General features: G+C 69.3%; 15 protein-coding genes. 7 read left to right on the plus strand and 8 right to left on the minus strand.

Going from position 1 to position 15,651, the window contains the following annotated elements:
- Position 1: 1 nt before the first annotated feature.
- The 4 genes from katG to TU34_RS18480 all read right to left on the minus strand — a co-directional run bounded on the left by katG (position 2) and on the right by TU34_RS18480 (position 4,447).
- Positions 2-2,272, minus strand: a complete 2,271-nt coding sequence (katG, locus tag TU34_RS18465; protein WP_045824384.1) for a catalase/peroxidase HPI — start codon at positions 2,270-2,272, stop codon at positions 2-4.
- A gap of 122 nt (positions 2,273-2,394) precedes the next feature.
- Entirely contained in the window at positions 2,395-2,754 is a 360-nt protein-coding gene (locus TU34_RS18470) for a DUF8021 domain-containing protein (protein WP_045824385.1), read from the minus strand.
- Positions 2,751-3,671, minus strand: a complete 921-nt coding sequence (locus TU34_RS18475; protein WP_045824386.1) for an SDR family oxidoreductase — start codon at positions 3,669-3,671, stop codon at positions 2,751-2,753. Before TU34_RS18475 ends, TU34_RS18470 begins: the two co-directional genes overlap by 4 nt.
- On the minus strand, positions 3,668-4,447 hold the full coding sequence (locus TU34_RS18480) for an SDR family oxidoreductase (RefSeq protein ID WP_082080425.1): 780 nt from the start codon (positions 4,445-4,447) through the stop codon (positions 3,668-3,670). The genes TU34_RS18475 and TU34_RS18480 overlap by 4 nt, the downstream gene beginning before the upstream one ends.
- Before the next feature lie 106 nt (positions 4,448-4,553).
- Between TU34_RS18480 and echA20 the strand changes: the two genes are divergently transcribed.
- The 5 genes from echA20 to TU34_RS23160 are packed head-to-tail and all read left to right on the plus strand — an operon-like array spanning position 4,554 to position 9,592.
- Positions 4,554-5,309: a (7aS)-7a-methyl-1,5-dioxo-2,3,5,6,7,7a-hexahydro-1H-indene-carboxyl-CoA hydrolase gene (echA20, locus tag TU34_RS18485; RefSeq protein WP_045824387.1), complete on the plus strand. Its 756-nt coding sequence runs from the start codon at positions 4,554-4,556 to the stop codon at positions 5,307-5,309.
- Positions 5,306-6,229 (plus strand): CoA transferase subunit A, encoded by a 924-nt coding sequence (locus TU34_RS18490; RefSeq protein WP_045824388.1) that lies wholly within the window; start codon positions 5,306-5,308, stop codon positions 6,227-6,229. Before echA20 ends, TU34_RS18490 begins: the two co-directional genes overlap by 4 nt.
- The gene (locus TU34_RS18495) at positions 6,226-6,990 is read left to right on the plus strand and encodes a CoA-transferase subunit beta (RefSeq protein WP_150116602.1); all 765 of its coding nucleotides are present in this window, start codon (positions 6,226-6,228) and stop codon (positions 6,988-6,990) included. The genes TU34_RS18490 and TU34_RS18495 overlap by 4 nt, the downstream gene beginning before the upstream one ends.
- Positions 6,987-8,066: an NAD(P)H-dependent flavin oxidoreductase gene (locus TU34_RS18500; RefSeq protein ID WP_045824390.1), complete on the plus strand. Its 1,080-nt coding sequence runs from the start codon at positions 6,987-6,989 to the stop codon at positions 8,064-8,066. Before TU34_RS18495 ends, TU34_RS18500 begins: the two co-directional genes overlap by 4 nt.
- A 44-nt stretch (positions 8,067-8,110) precedes the next feature.
- A complete protein-coding gene (locus tag TU34_RS23160; protein WP_052689046.1) occupies positions 8,111-9,592 on the plus strand; it encodes a methyltransferase domain-containing protein in 1,482 nt (493 codons plus the stop codon).
- A gap of 1 nt (position 9,593) precedes the next feature.
- Here the strand turns inward: TU34_RS23160 and TU34_RS18515 are convergent, their stop codons facing one another.
- Complete coding sequence (locus TU34_RS18515) at positions 9,594-10,073, minus strand: MarR family winged helix-turn-helix transcriptional regulator (protein WP_203225492.1); 480 nt, start codon at positions 10,071-10,073, stop codon at positions 9,594-9,596.
- Between the two features lie 103 nt (positions 10,074-10,176).
- On the opposite strand from TU34_RS18515, the gene TU34_RS18520 reads away from it, so the two are divergent.
- The gene (locus TU34_RS18520; RefSeq protein ID WP_045824391.1) at positions 10,177-10,701 is read left to right on the plus strand and encodes a phenolic acid decarboxylase; all 525 of its coding nucleotides are present in this window, start codon (positions 10,177-10,179) and stop codon (positions 10,699-10,701) included.
- On the plus strand, positions 10,701-11,168 hold the full coding sequence (locus tag TU34_RS18525) for a DUF3237 domain-containing protein (RefSeq protein WP_045824392.1): 468 nt from the start codon (positions 10,701-10,703) through the stop codon (positions 11,166-11,168). Before TU34_RS18520 ends, TU34_RS18525 begins: the two co-directional genes overlap by 1 nt.
- A gap of 145 nt (positions 11,169-11,313) precedes the next feature.
- On the opposite strand, the gene atzF is transcribed toward TU34_RS18525, so the two are convergent.
- The 3 genes from atzF to TU34_RS18540 are packed head-to-tail and all read right to left on the minus strand — an operon-like array spanning position 11,314 to position 15,646.
- Positions 11,314-12,972: an allophanate hydrolase gene (gene atzF / locus TU34_RS18530; protein ID WP_082080426.1), complete on the minus strand. Its 1,659-nt coding sequence runs from the start codon at positions 12,970-12,972 to the stop codon at positions 11,314-11,316.
- Positions 12,969-14,969 (minus strand): 5-oxoprolinase/urea amidolyase family protein, encoded by a 2,001-nt coding sequence (locus TU34_RS18535; protein WP_045824393.1) that lies wholly within the window; start codon positions 14,967-14,969, stop codon positions 12,969-12,971. The genes atzF and TU34_RS18535 overlap by 4 nt, the downstream gene beginning before the upstream one ends.
- Positions 14,969-15,646, minus strand: coding sequence for an urea amidolyase associated protein UAAP2 (locus TU34_RS18540; protein WP_045824394.1), 678 nt, complete (start codon positions 15,644-15,646; stop codon positions 14,969-14,971). Before TU34_RS18540 ends, TU34_RS18535 begins: the two co-directional genes overlap by 1 nt.
- Positions 15,647-15,651: the final 5 nt, after the last annotated feature.

The following is a 15,651-nucleotide window of genomic DNA, read 5'->3' on the forward strand; positions in this document are numbered from 1 at the left end:
TTCAGCCCTTCACGACGTCGTAGCGGTCGGACATCATCACCTTGTCCCACACCGCGACGAAGTCGTGCACGAAGCGCTCCTGGCCGTCGCTGCCGGCGTAGACCTCGGCGACCGCGCGCAGTTGCGAGTTCGACCCGAACAGCAGGTCGTTGCGTGAGGCCTGGAACCGGGTCTCACCGGTGTCGCGGTCGTCGACGGTGAACGCCGTCGGACCCGACGCACCGTCGGATCCCGCGACCGGGTTCCACACGTAGTCCATGCTCGTCACCGCGTCGAAGAAGTCGGTGCTCAACGTCCCGACGCGGTCGGTGAAGACACCCGTCGACGAGCCGTCGTGGTTGCAGCCGAGCACCCGGAGGCCTCCGGTGAGTGCCACCCACTGCGGCGCCGAGAGGTCCAGGAGGGCGGCCCGGTCGAGGAACATGCGCTCGGGCGCCACCGACGACACCGAGTGGTAGTCGGGCAGCACGTAGTTGCGGAACCCGTCGACGACCGGTGCGAGCCACGCGAATTGCTGGGGATCGGTCTGTTCCTGGGAGGCGTCGACACGACCCGGCGTGAACGGCACCGTGACGGTCACACCCGCGTCGGCGGCAGCCTTCTCCACGGCTACACAGCCCGCGAGCACGATGAGATCGGCCAGACTGACCGACGTACCGCTCGACCCCTTGATCTCCCGGAGCTTCGCGACAACGTCGACGGTGCGGGCGTTGACGGCCCAGTCCTTCTGCGGCGCCAACGCCAGGCGGGCGCCGTTCGCGCCGCCGCGCTTGTCGGAGATGCGGAAGGTGACCGCCGACGAGAACGCCGTGTACGCGAGGTCGGACACCGACAGCCCCGACGCCCCGATGGCCTGCTTGAGGGCGGCGATGTCGGAGTCGCCGAGCGCCGGGCCGTCGGCGGCGGGCAGCGGGTCCTGCCAGGAGAAGTCGTCGGCGGGCACCTCGGGGCCGAGGTAGCGCGCCTTCGGTCCCATGTCGCGGTGGGTCAGCTTGAACCACGCCTTCGAGAACTGCTCGGTGAAGTAGTCGAAATCGGACAGGAACCGTTGGCAGATCTCGCGATACACCGGGTCGACCTTGAGGGCGATGTCGCTCGTCATCATCATGAGCGGTTCACTGCGGCCTTCGATGTGGGCGTCGGGGGTCTTCGGCGCGTCCGGGTCGACCGGCGTCCACTGCAGCGCGCCGGCGGGACTCTGCGTCTTCTCCCACTCGAAGCCGAAGAGGTTCTCCAGGTACGTGTTGTCCCACTGCGTCGGGTTCTGGGTCCACGAGCCCTCGATGCCGTTGGTCATCGTGTTCTCGCCGTTGCCCGCACCGCGCGGGTTGTGCCAGCCGAGGCCCATGGCCTCGATGGGGGCGATGTCCGGCGGCGCGCCGATCTCCTCGGACGGCACCTTCCCGTGGCTCTTGCCGAACGCGTGTCCGCCGGCGATCAGCGCGACCGTCTCCTCGTCGTTCATCGCCATGCGGCCGAAGGTGATCCGGATGTCGACGGCCGAGGCGGCGGGATCACCCTCCTGATTCGGACCCTCGGGGTTCACGTAGATCAGGGCCTGGTGCGACGCGGCGAGCGGCTGCTCGAGCTCGTAGTCGGCATCGCCGGGCTGACCGGTCCAGCGCTTGCTGCGGTCGACCATGGCGTCGTACGACTCGGGACTGGTGTTGTCGATCCACTCCGCACCCCAGTAGGTGGCGTCGTCGGCCTCCCACGCGTCGCGGCGACCGCCGCCGAATCCGTAGGTGGGGAAACCCATGATCTCCAGCGAACAGTTGCCGGCGAGGATCATGAGGTCGGCCCACGACAGCGCGTTGCCGTACTTCTTCTTGATCGGCCACAGCAGGCGACGGGACTTGTCGGTGTTGCCGTTGTCCCACCAGCTGCTGATCGGCGCGAAGCGTTGCAGCGCCTGCCCGGCACCACCGCGACCGTCGGCGATGCGATAGGTGCCCGCGGAGTGCCAGGCCATGCGGATCATCTGCGGGCCGTAGTTGCCGTAGTCCGACGGCCACCACGACACCGAGGTCGTCAGGAATGCCTTGATCTCGGACTTGAGCGCCTCGAGGTCGATGGCGGTGAAGGCGGCCTCGTAATCGAAGTCACGCAACGGGTTCGCGGCCGGGCCGTCGGCGTGGAGCTGCTCGACGCGCAGACGGTCGGGGTACCAGTCCGACAACGTGGGCTTCGAGGTCTCCGCCCCGCCGATCGTGTTGCCACCGAAGGGACACTTCCCCTCGAGGACCTCGGAGTATTCGGAGTAGGTGGTCATGGCGCGAACCTCTCGTGGAGCGATGGAAGTCGGGGGGCTTGCTTCCATTCATACTCATCCGCGCGCGGCTGGGTGAGGAAAGTTGCGACCCTGTGCCCGAGGTATCGGTTCGGACACAGCGCCTAGCGGCGGCGCGGCATCGAGATGCGTGCGGTGATCCGGGTGATCGCGCCGTCGGCGTCGAGATCGAATCGTTCACGCACCCGCGCGGCGAGTCCGAGTGCCACGACCACCTGGAAGTCGGCGTGCACCGCACGATCGCGCTCCGCGATCTCGGCGATCTCGACTCGTTTGATTACCCGATACTTCCGGCTGCGGTCGAGATCGCGGATGATCGCGGGCCCGCTCGATCCGGTGGGTATGCCGTTCTCGACGCGACGACACCCGTCGGCGAGACGGACCGCCGACACATCGTGACTGGCCAGCGCCTCGATGTAGGCGCGCGCCGCATCGACCGCCGGCGTGGTCGAGGGCGGGGTCACCGGGCTCCGTACACCGGGAACGGTGCCGGCGCCTCGGCGAGGATCTCCGCGACCACGGGACCGAGCTCGGCGGGATCCCACCGGGAACCCTTGTCACGCAGCGCACTGCGTTGCCACCCGTCGCTGACCGACACCGTGCCGCCCTCCACCTCGAACACGCGACCGGTGACGTCGCGCGATTCCGGCGAGCCGAGCCACACGACGAGCGGAGAGACGTTGGCCGGGTCCATCGTGTCGAACGAGCCGTCGGTCGGCGGGGCCATCTGGGCGGCCATCGCCTCCCCGGCACTGGTGGTCATACGGGTGCGGGCCGACGGCGCGATCGCGTTGACCGTGATCCCGTAGCCACCGAGTTCGGCGGCGGCCTGAATGGTCATCTGCGCGATCGCGGCCTTCGCCGCGGCGTAGTTGCCCTGTCCCACCGAGCCGTACAGGCCGGCCCCCGACGAGGTGTTGACGATGCGTGCCTCGCGCTGCGCGCCGGCCTTCGACTGTTCGCGCCAGTAGGCCGCGGCGTGACGCAGCATCGCGAAGTGTCCCTTGAGATGGACGCGGATGACGTCGTCGAAGTCGTTCTCGCTCATCGACACCAGCATCTTGTCGCGCAGGAAACCGGCGTTGTTCACGAGGATGTCGAGCGCCCCGAACTCCTCGACCGCCTGGGCCACGAGGTGGGCGGCGCCCTCCCAGCTCGCGACGTCGTCGCCGTTCACCACGGCCTCACCACCGGCCGCGACGATCTCCGCGACGACCTGCTCTGCGGGGGACTCCCCTGTCCTGCTGCCGTCGAGGCCGGCGCCGATGTCGTTGACGACCACCTTCGCGCCGCTCGCGGCGAAGGCGAGTGCGTGCTCGCGGCCGATACCGCGGCCGGCGCCGGTGACGATCGCGACGCGTCCGGAATTGATCGTGCTCATGGTCTGGTCTGTTCCCATCGGTTGTCGGTGGTGGCGGCGTCGAGGAACGCTGGGCGCTCCCCTCCGCCGTGCACGGTGAGGGTCGATCCGGTGATGTAGTCGGCCATGGGTGAGAGCAGGAACGCCACGGCGCGGCCCACGTCGGCGCCGGTCGCCATCCGACCCATGGGGATGGTGGCGCCGACCGCGGCGATGCCGGCCTCGTCGCCGTAGTGCAGCGCGGACTGTTCGGTGCGGACGGGACCGGCGATCACCGAGTTGATCCGCACCCGCGGCGCCCACTCGACGGCCAAGGACCCGGTGAGGCTGTCGAGACCGGCCTTCGCCGCGCCGTAGCCGGCGGTGCCGGGTGACGGTCGGTGGCCGCTCACGCTGGACACGTTGACGATCGACCCGCCGTCGTCCTGGTAGCGCATCACGCTGTAGGCGGCCTGCGCGACCACCAACGGCGCCAACATGTTCAGTTCCACGATCTTGCGGTGGAAGTTCGGCGAGGCGTCGGCGGCCGGGGCGAACGGTGAGCCACCCGCGTTGTTCACGACACCGTCGAGTCGGCCGTGGCGTTCGGTGATGCGGTCGATCATCGCGTCGACCGCGTCGGGGTCACGCACGTCGCACGAGACGAACTCGACCGCGCTGTCCGCATCGTCGGCCGGGCGGCGGGCGCAGGCGATCGGGATCGCCCCCAGCGACGTGAGCACCTCGCAGATCCCGGCGCCCACACCACGGACACCACCGGTCACGACGACCACCTTGCCGGCCAGTCCGATGTCCACGCAGTCTCCGATCGTCGCTCTCACCGCCTGCTACGCTACCAAGCAAGTGTTTGGTTGGTAACCACCGGCCGAGCCACCACTTGCGAGAGAGGACGTGGGAGCGCACATGCCGATCACGACATCGACGATCGAGCCGGGCGTCGTGGCCGTCACGGTCGATTTCCCGCCGGTCAACGCCCTGCCCAGCGCCGCGTGGTTCGAACTCGGCGACGCGATCATCGCCGCGGGCGCCGACCCGACGACCCACGTGGTGATCCTGCGGGCCGAGGGCCGGGGCTTCAACGCCGGCGTGGACATCAAGGAGATGCAGGCCACCGAGGGGTTCGGCGCCCTCATCGGCGCCAACCGCGGGTGCGCGCACGCCTTCGGTGCGGTGTACGACTGCGCGGTGCCGGTGATCGTGGCGGTCAACGGGTTCTGTGTGGGCGGTGGCGTCGGCCTCGTCGGCAACGCCGACGTGGTGATCGCCTCCGACGACGCCGTCTTCGGACTCCCCGAGGTCGACCGCGGCGCACTCGGCGCGGCCACGCATCTCGCACGGTTGGTACCGCAACACCTCATGCGGACGCTGTACTTCACCGCCCAGAACGTGACCGCGCAGCAACTCGAGCACTTCGGGTCGGTGTACCGGGTGGTGCCGCGCGAGGGGCTGCTCGATGCCGCACTCGAGGTCGCCCGGCTCATCGCCGCGAAGGACACCCGGGTGATCCGCGCCGCGAAGGAGGCCATCAACGGCATCGACCCGGTCGACGTGAAGACGAGCTACCGCCTCGAGCAGGGCTACACCTTCGAACTCAACCTCGCCGGTGTCGCAGACGAACATCGCGACGCCTTCGTCACCACCGGAAAGGCCCGCGCATGACAGCGGCCGTGCGGACGCAGACCGACAAGAGTTACTCGCTCGAGGAGGCTGTCGCCGAGATCTCGAGCGGCATGACGATCGGGATCGGTGGATGGGGATCGCGGCGCAAGCCGATGGCCCTGGTGCGGGCGCTGGCCCGGTCGGAGGCCACCGACCTCACCGTGGTCACCTACGGCGGGCCCGATCTCGGGTTGCTGTGCGCCGCAGGCAAGGTCAGCAAGGCCTACTACGGGTTCGTGTCGCTGGACTCGCCGCCCTTCTACGATCCGTGGTTCGCCCATGCGCGCACCACGGGTACCATCGAGGTCCGCGAGATGGACGAGGGCATGGTGAAGTGCGGGCTCGAGGCGGCCGCGTCGCGACTGCCGTTCCTACCGATCCGGGCCGGCCTGGGGTCGTCGGTGCTCGACTTCTGGGGCGGCGAGTTGCGCACGGTCGCCTCGCCCTATCCCGACGCCGACGGTCGCGTGCAGACGCTGATCGCCATGCCCGCTCTCGACCTCGACGTCGCGCTGGTGCATCTCGACATCGCCGACGTGCACGGCAACGCGGCCTACACCGGTGTCGACCCGTATTTCGACGACCTGTTCTGCGGGGCCGCGCGGCGACGCCTCCTCGAGGTCGACCGTGTGGTCGAGACCGCCGAACTCGTCGACGAGGTTCCCCTGCAACGCATGCTGCTCAACCGCATGAACGTCGACCGGGTGATCCACGCGCCGGGCGGCGCGCATTTCACCTTCGCCGGCGACTACGGCCGCGACGAGGCCTTCCAGCGTTTCTACGCCGAATCGGCGGCCGACCCGGCGTCGTGGGAGGCCTTCTCCGACCGTTTCCTGCAGGTCGACGAGGCGACATATCAGGAACGGATCGTCGAATGGGCGGCCCGGCGAGACGCCGAGCAAGCGGGAGGGAAAGCATGAGTGACGTGACCCGCGCGGAGATCTGCGTGATCGCCTGCGCCGAGATCTTCAGCGGCGCAGGGGAGATCATGGCGTCGCCCATGGCGACGACCCCGCTCATCGGTGCACGCCTGGCGCGGCTGACCACCGAACCCGACCTGCTGATCACCGACGGTGAGGCGTTGATCTTCGCCGACACCCCGGCCGTGGGACGTTCGGCGCCCATCGAGGGGTGGATGCCGTTCCGCAAGGTGTTCGACGTCGTCGCGTCGGGCCGGCGTCATGTGGTGATGGGCGCCAACCAGATCGACCGCCACGGCAACCAGAACCTGTCGGCGTTCGGGCCGCTACAACACCCGACCCGCCAGATGTTCGGCGTGCGTGGCGCTCCCGGCAACACCCTCAATCATCCGACGAGTTACTGGGTGGCCAAGCACTCGTCGCGGGTGTTCGGAGGTCAGGTCGACGTGGTGTCCGGGGTGGGGTACGACCAGATCGACCCGAACAACCCGGCTTTCGGCTACCTCGACATCCATCGTGTGGTCACCAACCTCGGTGTGTTCGATTTCGGCGGGCCCGACCACACGATGCGGGCGCGCTCGCTGCATCCGGGGGTCACCGCCGACGAGGTCGCCGCGAACACCGGCTTCGAGATCGCCGATCTCGACTCGGTGGGCGTGACGCGCGAACCCGACGCCACCGAACTGGAACTGATCCGCACGGTGATCGACCCGAAGGGCCTGCGCGAGCGTGAGGTCAAGCCGGTGGAGGTGAGCCGATGACCGGTCGCGCGGCGCCGATGCGGACCGCCTTCACCGATCTGGTCGGGTGCGACTACCCCATCGTGCAGACCGGCATGGGATGGGTGTCGGGGGCGTCGTTGACCTCGGCGACTTCGAACGCGGGTGGCCTGGGGATCCTCGCCTCGGCGACGATGACCTTCGACGAGCTCGAGATGGCCGTGAAGAAGACGAAGTCGTTGACCGACAAGCCCTTCGGGGTGAACATCCGTGCCGACGCCACCGATGCGGGCGAGCGGATCGACCTGCTGATCCGCGAGGAGGTGCGGGTCGCCTCGTTCGCGCTGGCGCCGAAGAAGGAGCTCATCGCGAAGCTGAAAGACCACGGCATCGTGGTGATCCCGTCGATCGGCGCGGCCAAGCACGCCGTCAAGGTCGCCTCCTGGGGAGCCGACGCGGTGATCGTGCAGGGCGGCGAGGGCGGCGGTCACACCGGTCCGGTCGCCACCACGTTGCTGCTGCCGTCCGTGCTCGATGCACTGGGGCCCGACGGGATACCGGTCGTCGCGGCCGGTGGCTTCTTCGACGGCCGCGGTCTCGCGGCAGCACTGTCGTACGGCGCGGCCGGCGTGGCGATGGGCACCCGTTTCCTGCTCACCTCCGACAGCACCGTGCCGGATTCGGTGAAGCAGGAGTACCTGGGCCGCAGCCTCAACGACACCGTCGTGTCGACGAAGGTCGACGGCATGCCACACCGGGTGCTGCGCACCTCGCTGGTGGAGAAGCTCGAGGGCGGCAACCCGGTCAGCGCGCTCGTCGCCGCCGCGCGCAACGCCAACGAGTTCAAGCAGATGACCGGCATGAAGTGGACCACGATGCTCACCGACGGCCGCAGCATGCGGAAGTCCGGGGAGCGCAGCTGGCAGCAGATCATCATGGCCGGCAACACCCCGATGCTCCTCAAGGCGGGTCTGGTCGACGGAAGCACCGACGCCGGCGTCCTCGCCTCCGGGCAGGTGGTCGGCATGATCGACGACCTCCCCAGCTGCGAGGCACTGATCCAGTCGATCGTCGGCGACGCCCGTGACCGGATCGCCGCACTCGCCCGAATCGACTGATCGAGCGCGGCGGCACCCTCTTTCGGCTGGCTACGCTGGACGCCGTGGCCGACTCCGATCCCCTGTACGCACAACGTGATCGCGCGGATTCGTTCGGTGCGGTGGCGCGCGCCTACGACGCCCATCGTCCCCGGTATCCGGATGAGGTGATCGACGACATCGCGGCCGCAGCCGGTGGTGGGCTCGTACTCGACGTCGGGGCGGGCACCGGCATCGCCTCGGCACAGCTCGCCGATCGCGGACTCGAGGTCCTCGCGCTCGAGCCGGATGCGGCGATGGCGGAGGTGGCCGCGGCCAAGGGGATCTCCGTCGAACAGGGCACCTTCGAACGGTGGGATGCCGCGGGACGGACATTTGATCTCATCCTGTTCGCACAGTCGTGGCACTGGGTCGACACCGCCGTCGCCATTCCCACGGCGATGTCGCTGCTGAACCCGGGCGGTCGGCTCGTGTTGTTGTGGCACATGACGAATCCCGAGTCGCCGTCGGCCGAGGAGTTCGACGCGGTCTATCGCCGGTACACGCCCGCCACCGCACCGCGCGGTTCGAGCGACGACGTCTCGCTGGCCGATGCGCTGACCGCGGGCGGCTTCACCGTGACCGAGAAGACGTACCCGGTGCGCGCGGACTACACGACCGACGACTGGCTCGACATGGTGTTCACGTTCTCCGCGCAGATCGTGCTCCCCGAGGCCGACAAGGTCTCGCTGCGCAGCGATCTCGCCGCGCTCGTCGGCCCCGACGGGGTAACCGTCGCCGGCGTCGCCTACGTCGCGACCGCCACCGCACCGACTCGTCCGGTGCACACCGATCGCAGGCTCGCCCTGAGTTTCGGGGCCGAGGCCGACAACTACGAGCGGCATCGACCGGACTTCCCGGCCGAGATGATGGACGCGGTCGCCGAACTGGGGTCGCGGGTGCTCGACGTCGGGACCGGCACCGGTAAGGCCGCGGCCGCACTCGTCGCGCGGGGATGCGAGGTGCTCGGCGTCGAACCCGATCCGCAGATGGCCGCGATCGCCCGCGCGAAAGGTGTTGTGGTCGAGGAGGGGACGTTCGAGCAGTGGGATCCCGACGGTCGGCAGTTCGACCTCGTGGTGTTCGCGCGGTCCTGGCACTGGGTCGATCCCGAGGTGGCGTTGCCACGGCTCGCCACGATCGTGCCGGTGGGCGGCCACGTCGCCCTGCTCGCGCACGAGGCGAGTTGGCGCACGTTCGACGATCCGCGGATCCGTGCGGTGATCGAGCGTGTGGTGCCCCTCGGCGACACCGCCGCACGCCGTGCGACCGACGAGGTGGTGGCGCGGTTCACCGCGGCCGGATTCGACGTGCGTACCGAGGAGTTCCCGATGACGCAGTCGGTGTCGACCCAGGAGTGGCTCGACTCGGTGTTCACCTACTCGCGATTCCTCGTGCTCGACGAGGCCACGAGAACCGATCTGCGCCACGAGCTGATCGACGCGATCGGCACGAGCGAGATCACCGTCTCCGGCACCCCCCGCGCCATGATCGCGCGTCGACGCTGACTCAGTCGACGTCGTCGGCGCGGTGCGCGAGCCCGATGGTGATCTCCTGCAGCACCGGCAGGGCGTCGGCGACCGCGGTCAGTTGCGCGGTGGTGAGGCCGGACAACACCGTGTCGATGAGCGCCGAACTCGCGCGGTCGTAGCGCTCCAACAGATCGCGCGCATGGTCGGTGGGCGCGATCCAGGCCTGGCGCAGGTCGTCGGCGCCCGGCAACCGGGTGACCAGGCGGGCGGTGGTCATCACGCGGAGCACGTTGCTGATCGTGGGGCGGGCCAGGTTGAGGCCGGCCGCGAGCTCCCCCGAGGTCTGCGGTGATCGTTCGGCGAGGGCACGCAGCACCTGGATGTGGGCGTCGGGCAGGTCGGGAAGACCCTCCGCCGACCGTGCGGATCGCAGGATCGCGCGCCGCAGCGGGCCGATGACCCGACCGAGATCGGTCGCGATCTGCGACGTCGAGGGTGCCGATGCGTTGCCGTTCACCGCTGCTCCACTGCCGGACACGTCAGACCTCCCTGGTGAGGAGACAGTAGCCACCGAAAGGGACTATTGCCACAGGTAATGGTTTTGTGACAAAATTACTCGCATGACCACCACTTCCGTTGCGAATCCCATCCCCACCCAGGACCTGTCCGCCATCGTCGGCCACCGGTTCATCTACACCTACGCGAACTCGTGGCAGTACGAGATGTACGTGAAGAACGCGACGACGATCGACTACCGCATCCACACCGGCATAGTCGGCGGTCGCTGGGTGAAGGACCAGGAGGTCGACCTCGTCGCCCTCGACGACGACGTCTTCAAGATCTCCTGGAACGAGCCGACCGGCACCTCGGTCGTCGTCAACGTGCTGCCCGGCAAGCGGCGACTGCACGGCACGATCTTCTTCCCGAAGTGGGTCGAGGACGCCGGTTCCAAGACCGTCGTGTTCCAGAACGACCACCTCGACGAGATGCGGACGTTCCGTGACGCCGGGCCCACCTACCCGATCTACGTCGTCCCCGAATTCGCCTACATCACGCTGTTCGAGTTCGTCGGCGCGGACGACGAATCGGTGATCTCCGTCGGTCCGTCGGAGCTGCCCGAGGGATTCGCCGACCGCACCAACTGATGGTCACCCGCTCCGCACCGCGCCTGGAGTTCGTGGCCCACCTCGCGATCGATGTGGGGCCGGCGATCGACCTCGGCGACCTCCCCGACGGCCATCGGCGCATCGTGCCGATCCTCGGTGGATCCGTCACCGGCCCGCGACTGTGCGGGCGGGTGCTGCCGGTCGGGGCGGATCACCAGTATCTGCGCTCGGAGCGGGTCACCGAACTCGATGCGCGGTATGCCCTCGAGACCGACGACGGCGCACGTATCGCGGTCGAGAACGTCGGTCTCCGGGTGGGCAGTGCGGCCGACGTCGCCGCGCTGCTCCGCGACGAGCCGGTGGATCCGGACCGCATCTATTTCCGCACCCAGCCGCGCCTGTCGAGCGCCCATCCGGAGTACTCCTGGCTCGCGGACACCCTGTTCGTCGCCACGGGGGAACGGACACCGAGCACGGTCGAACTGGACGTGTTCGCCGTCGGATGACCGGTGCTCAGTGCAGGACCTTCAGTCCCACAACACCTCCCACGATGACCGCGAGGAGTACGACCGTCGTCCACGAGGCCGACTCGTCACCCGAGTGCCGTTGTGACTGCCGTCCACGGTGGCAAATCCGGGGTCGGAGCCGGTCTCAGCGATCCAGCCAGTGATCGACGGTCAGATCGGTCCCGGCGGCGAGAGCCTGGGCCTGCGCGCCGAACCCCACGATGTCGGACCCGTCGGCGAGCTCGATCGATCCCAGCAGCATCGGCGCCGGCAGCTCCGCGAGGAAGCCACCCAGCGCGGCCGACGACAGGACCCACTTCTCGCCGCGGATCGCCCGCCCGCCGACATCGTCGCGGACCAATCCGGGTTTCGGCGGCGTCGTGTCGAGTGCGACGAGACGATAGGCCGGTGCGGTGAGCACCTCACCCGCCCACCGGGCACCGCGGTCGACGAGCTGGTGATCGAGCGGTTGCCCCCGCAGGTGTGCGCCGAACACGGCGAGTTCGACCGTGTCGCTGACCTTCTCGGCCCAGCTCGGCCGGGAGTCAACTCCGGCAATACGGCGCGCGAGATCGACGAGCACCGCGTCGCGATGGGATCCCGAGAGCAGCGTGACACCGAACTGCGCGGGCCCGGCCATACCGGCGGGGACGGCGAGAGCGCACATGTCGAACAGGTTGCAGAAGTTCGTGAACGTGCCCATGCGCGAGTTCACGCCGACAGGGTCGGCGGCCACCTCGGCAAGCGTCGGATGCGCCGGGGCGGTCGGGACCACGAGCGCGTCGACACCGTCGAGGAGGGCGAGAGCGGACGCGGCGAGATCGGCGACCCGTCTGCGGTCGGCGAGCAGGTCGGTTGCCGAGAACCGTGACGCCGCACCGATGATGCGCGCCACGGTGGGATCGAGATCCGGCGCCCCCGTCCCCACGAACCCACCGACGGCATCGTGGCGTTCGGCGACCAGCGCGCCGTCGTAGAGCAGCGCGGCCGCGGCCAGGAAGTCGGTCATGTCGATCTCGCGGACCGAACAGCCTGTCGCAGCCGCGGTCTCGACGTAGCGGCTGAACGCCGCCCGCCACTCCGAGTCGAGCATCGACAGGTCGGCGGGAACGGCGATCACCGGGTCCCGGGTCGCGGCGAGCGCCGTGTCGGAGGGGAACGGCCGCGGGCCGGCCGCCGTCGCCATCACACCCATCGCCCGGTCGGCGGTGTCGAGGTCGGCGGCGAACACCGTGACGCAGTCGTAACTGGCACACGCCGGCACGACACCCTCGGTGGAGACGACCCCCACCGTCGGCTTGATCCCGACGATGCCCTGCAGACCCGCGGGCACCCGACCCGAGCCGGCCGTGTCGGTCCCGATCGCGATGTCGGCGAACCCGAGGGCCACGGCCACCGCCGACCCCGAACTCGAGCCTCCGGAGATGTGATCGGGTCGGCGCGAATCCCGGACCGCGCCATAGGGGCTGCGCGTCCCGACCAGGCCGGTCGCGAACTGGTCGAGGTTGGTCTTGCCGATCACGACCGCACCCGCGGCACGCAGTGCGGCCACGGCCGGCGCGTCGGAGTGGGCGATGCGCGCGAACGACGGGCACCCGGCCGTGGTCGGCAGCCCGGCCACGTCGACGTTGTCCTTGACGGCGAGCACCACGCCAGCGAGCGGCCCGGCGGCGGCCACCGATGCGGCCAGCTCGGCCTCGACCTCACGTTCGGGGCGCAGGTGGATGAACACCTCACCGCGCCCGGTGCGTGCGATCTCGGAGTGGATCCCGGCGATGCGGCCGGTCGCGACGGTCGCGGTCACGCAACACGCTCCCGGGCGACGGAGACCTCGCCGCCGTCGGACCAGCGGCGACGTTCGAGCGCGCGTGCGGCCTCCATCGCCGCCCGCGATGCCGTGATGTCCTCGGCGTTCGCGTCGAGGAACGCCTGGTGCTCGGCGATGGAGAACCGCCCCTCGTCGATCCGGATGTGGCCGCGACCGGCGGCGGTGTCGGCGCGCATGTCGAGCAGTTCCTCCGCGCTCACCGGGTACCAGCGGATGCGGTCGAAGAACCGCAGCAGCCAGGGGTTCTCGGGGTCGAAGCCGACGGTGGCCTGCGGGTGACGGTGGTTCCAGACCTGCGTGGTGCGTCCCACGAACTGGTAGCCACCCGGGCCCTCCATCCCGTAGACACACAGGTACGCGCCGCCGATGCCGACGGCGTTCTCCGGCGTCCACGTGCGGGCGGGGTTGTACTTGGTGGTGACCAGCCGGTGTCGCGGATCGGTCGGGACCGCGACCGGCGCACCGAGATACACATCTCCCAGTCCGAGGACGAGGTACTCGGCGTCGAACACCACGCGGTGCACGTCGTCGACCGACGGCAGTCCGTTCATGCGTCGGATGAACTCGATGTTCCACGGGCACCACGGCGCATCGGCGCGGACGCCGTGGATGTAGCGCTCGGTGGCCTCGCGTGTCGCCGGGTCGTCCCACGACAGGGGCAGATGCACGGTGCGGCTCTCGACGACGAGATCGGTGACCGACGGGAGTTCGGCCTCGCACTCACGCAACCACGCGAGCACGGTCTGCTGACCGATGCACGACGGATCGAACTTGACCTGCAGCGAGCGGATGCCGGGTGTGAGATCGACGAGGCCGGCGGGACGGTCGTGCTCGATCCGTTCGGCCAGCGCGTGTACACGTGCCCGTGATGCGAGATCGAGTGCCATGTCGCCGTATTCGACGAGCACGTTGTCGTCACCGCTGCGGCGGTAGGTGACGGTGGATCCGCCGTCGACGGTGTCGGCGGTCGCGAGCACGCCGTGGTCGTCGTCGCCGCCGGTGGAGACCACCGGGATGTACTGCGACCGTCGCGATCCGCCGATCGCCCGCGGATCGGCGGCCTCCGACGCGCGCACGGGGACGAACCGCACGCGGTTGCCCGGAGCGATCTGGCCCAGCTTCCATCGGTCGGCGGTGGTGACGGTCACCGGGCAGACGAAGCCGCCCAGGCTGGGGCCGTCGGGGCCGAGCAGGATCGGGGTGTCGCCGGTGAAGTCGAGGGCGCCCACCGAGTAGGCGGTGTCGTGGATGTTCGACGGGTGCAGGCCTGCCTCTCCCCCGTCGTCGCGCGCCCATCGCGGCTTGGGCCCGATCAGCCGGATGCCGGTGCGGTCGGAGTTGAAGTGCGCCTCGTAGTCGGTCGCGTACAGGGTCGCGATGTCGTCGTCGGTGAAGAACTCCGGTGCACTGTGCGGACCGACGGTGACCGCGAGCTCCCAGCGCGACCCGATGGCGGGTTCCTCCTCGTACTGGATGCGTCGCGCGGCACCCGCCGGGGCGTGATCGGCGACGGTGAGCTGATCGCCGTCGCGCAGAGAACGTCCGTCCTTACCGCCGAAGCGGCCGAGGGTGAACGTCGCTGCGCTGCCGAGGAACTCCTGTGCGGAGACCCCTCCGGCGACGGCGATGTACGCCCGCATGCCGAGGGTGACCGCGCCGACCGCCAGCACCGATCCCGCCGTGACGGCGATGGGGGCGCACTGCGCGACCGGCTCGCCGTCGAGGGTGACCGGCGCCGGGGCCCCGGTCACGGCCACGACGGCGTCGCCGGTGAAACGCAGGGCCGGGCCGATCATGGTGGCCTCCAGGGCCGGCACGCCCTCGGGGTTGCCGACGGCGATGTTGGCGAGCCGGAACGACAGGTCGTCCATCGGCCCCGACGGCGGCACGCCGACGCCCCAGTACCCGATCCGACCCGGCCAGTCCTGCACGGTGGTCATCGGTCCGGCCCGCTCGACGACGATCGTCGACATCAGCCGGCCTCGGGGCGGGTGACGATCACACGCACGGCGGTCGGGTCGAATCCGTTGCAGGGATTGTTGATCTGCGGACAGTTCGAGATCAGGACGAGGGTGTCGACCTCGGCGCGCAGGGCCAGTCGTTTGCCGGGCGCCGAGAGACCGTCGACGATGCCCAGCGCGCCGTCGGGATCGACCGGGACGTTCATGAAGAAGTTCACGTTGCCGACCATGTCGCGCTTGCCCAGGCCGTGCCGTGCGCCCTCGATCAGGAAGTTCTCGACGCACGCGTGCTGATGCTTCGTGTGGTGGCCGTACCGCAACGTGTTCGACTCCTGCGAGCACGCGCCGCCGAGGGTGTCGTGATTGCCGACCTCATCGGCGACGATGGTCATCAGCGGGTTCGACTCCTGGTCGCGGATCACCGAACCGGTCGTCAGGAACACGTTGCCCTGGGCGCTGATCGTCGCCTGCGCCGAGTAGCGGGCCGCGGGATCGACCGTTCCGCCGGCGGTCACGCCGTAGAACAGGGTGTCGACGGCCTGGTTGCCGTACAGATCGACGATCGTGAGGACGTCACCGGCCGCGACGACCTGCGACCACGGGCCGCGGGGGTCGACCTCGGAGTCGGTGATGACGGTGCCTGGGACCAGCGCCTGATCGGCGGCGGTCGCTACAGCGGGGGCAGACATGGTGA

Source organism: Williamsia herbipolensis (assembly GCF_000964005.1).
Taxonomy (GTDB): Bacteria; Actinomycetota; Actinomycetes; order Mycobacteriales; family Mycobacteriaceae; genus Williamsia_A; species Williamsia_A herbipolensis.

Coding starts and splice junctions, on each gene's coding strand:
- katG (WP_045824384.1), bottom strand. CDS start 2,272: ATGACCACCTACTCCGAATACTCCGAGGTCCTCGAGGGGAAGTGTCCC.
- TU34_RS18475 (WP_045824386.1), bottom strand. CDS start 3,671: ATGAGCACGATCAATTCCGGACGCGTCGCGATCGTCACCGGCGCCGGC.
- echA20 (WP_045824387.1), top strand. CDS start 4,554: ATGCCGATCACGACATCGACGATCGAGCCGGGCGTCGTGGCCGTCACG.
- TU34_RS18490 (WP_045824388.1), top strand. CDS start 5,306: ATGACAGCGGCCGTGCGGACGCAGACCGACAAGAGTTACTCGCTCGAG.
- TU34_RS18495 (WP_150116602.1), top strand. CDS start 6,226: ATGAGTGACGTGACCCGCGCGGAGATCTGCGTGATCGCCTGCGCCGAG.
- TU34_RS18500 (WP_045824390.1), top strand. CDS start 6,987: ATGACCGGTCGCGCGGCGCCGATGCGGACCGCCTTCACCGATCTGGTC.
- TU34_RS18520 (WP_045824391.1), top strand. CDS start 10,177: ATGACCACCACTTCCGTTGCGAATCCCATCCCCACCCAGGACCTGTCC.
- TU34_RS18525 (WP_045824392.1), top strand. CDS start 10,701: ATGGTCACCCGCTCCGCACCGCGCCTGGAGTTCGTGGCCCACCTCGCG.
- TU34_RS18535 (WP_045824393.1), bottom strand. CDS start 14,969: ATGTCGACGATCGTCGTCGAGCGGGCCGGACCGATGACCACCGTGCAG.
- TU34_RS18540 (WP_045824394.1), bottom strand. CDS start 15,646: ATGTCTGCCCCCGCTGTAGCGACCGCCGCCGATCAGGCGCTGGTCCCA.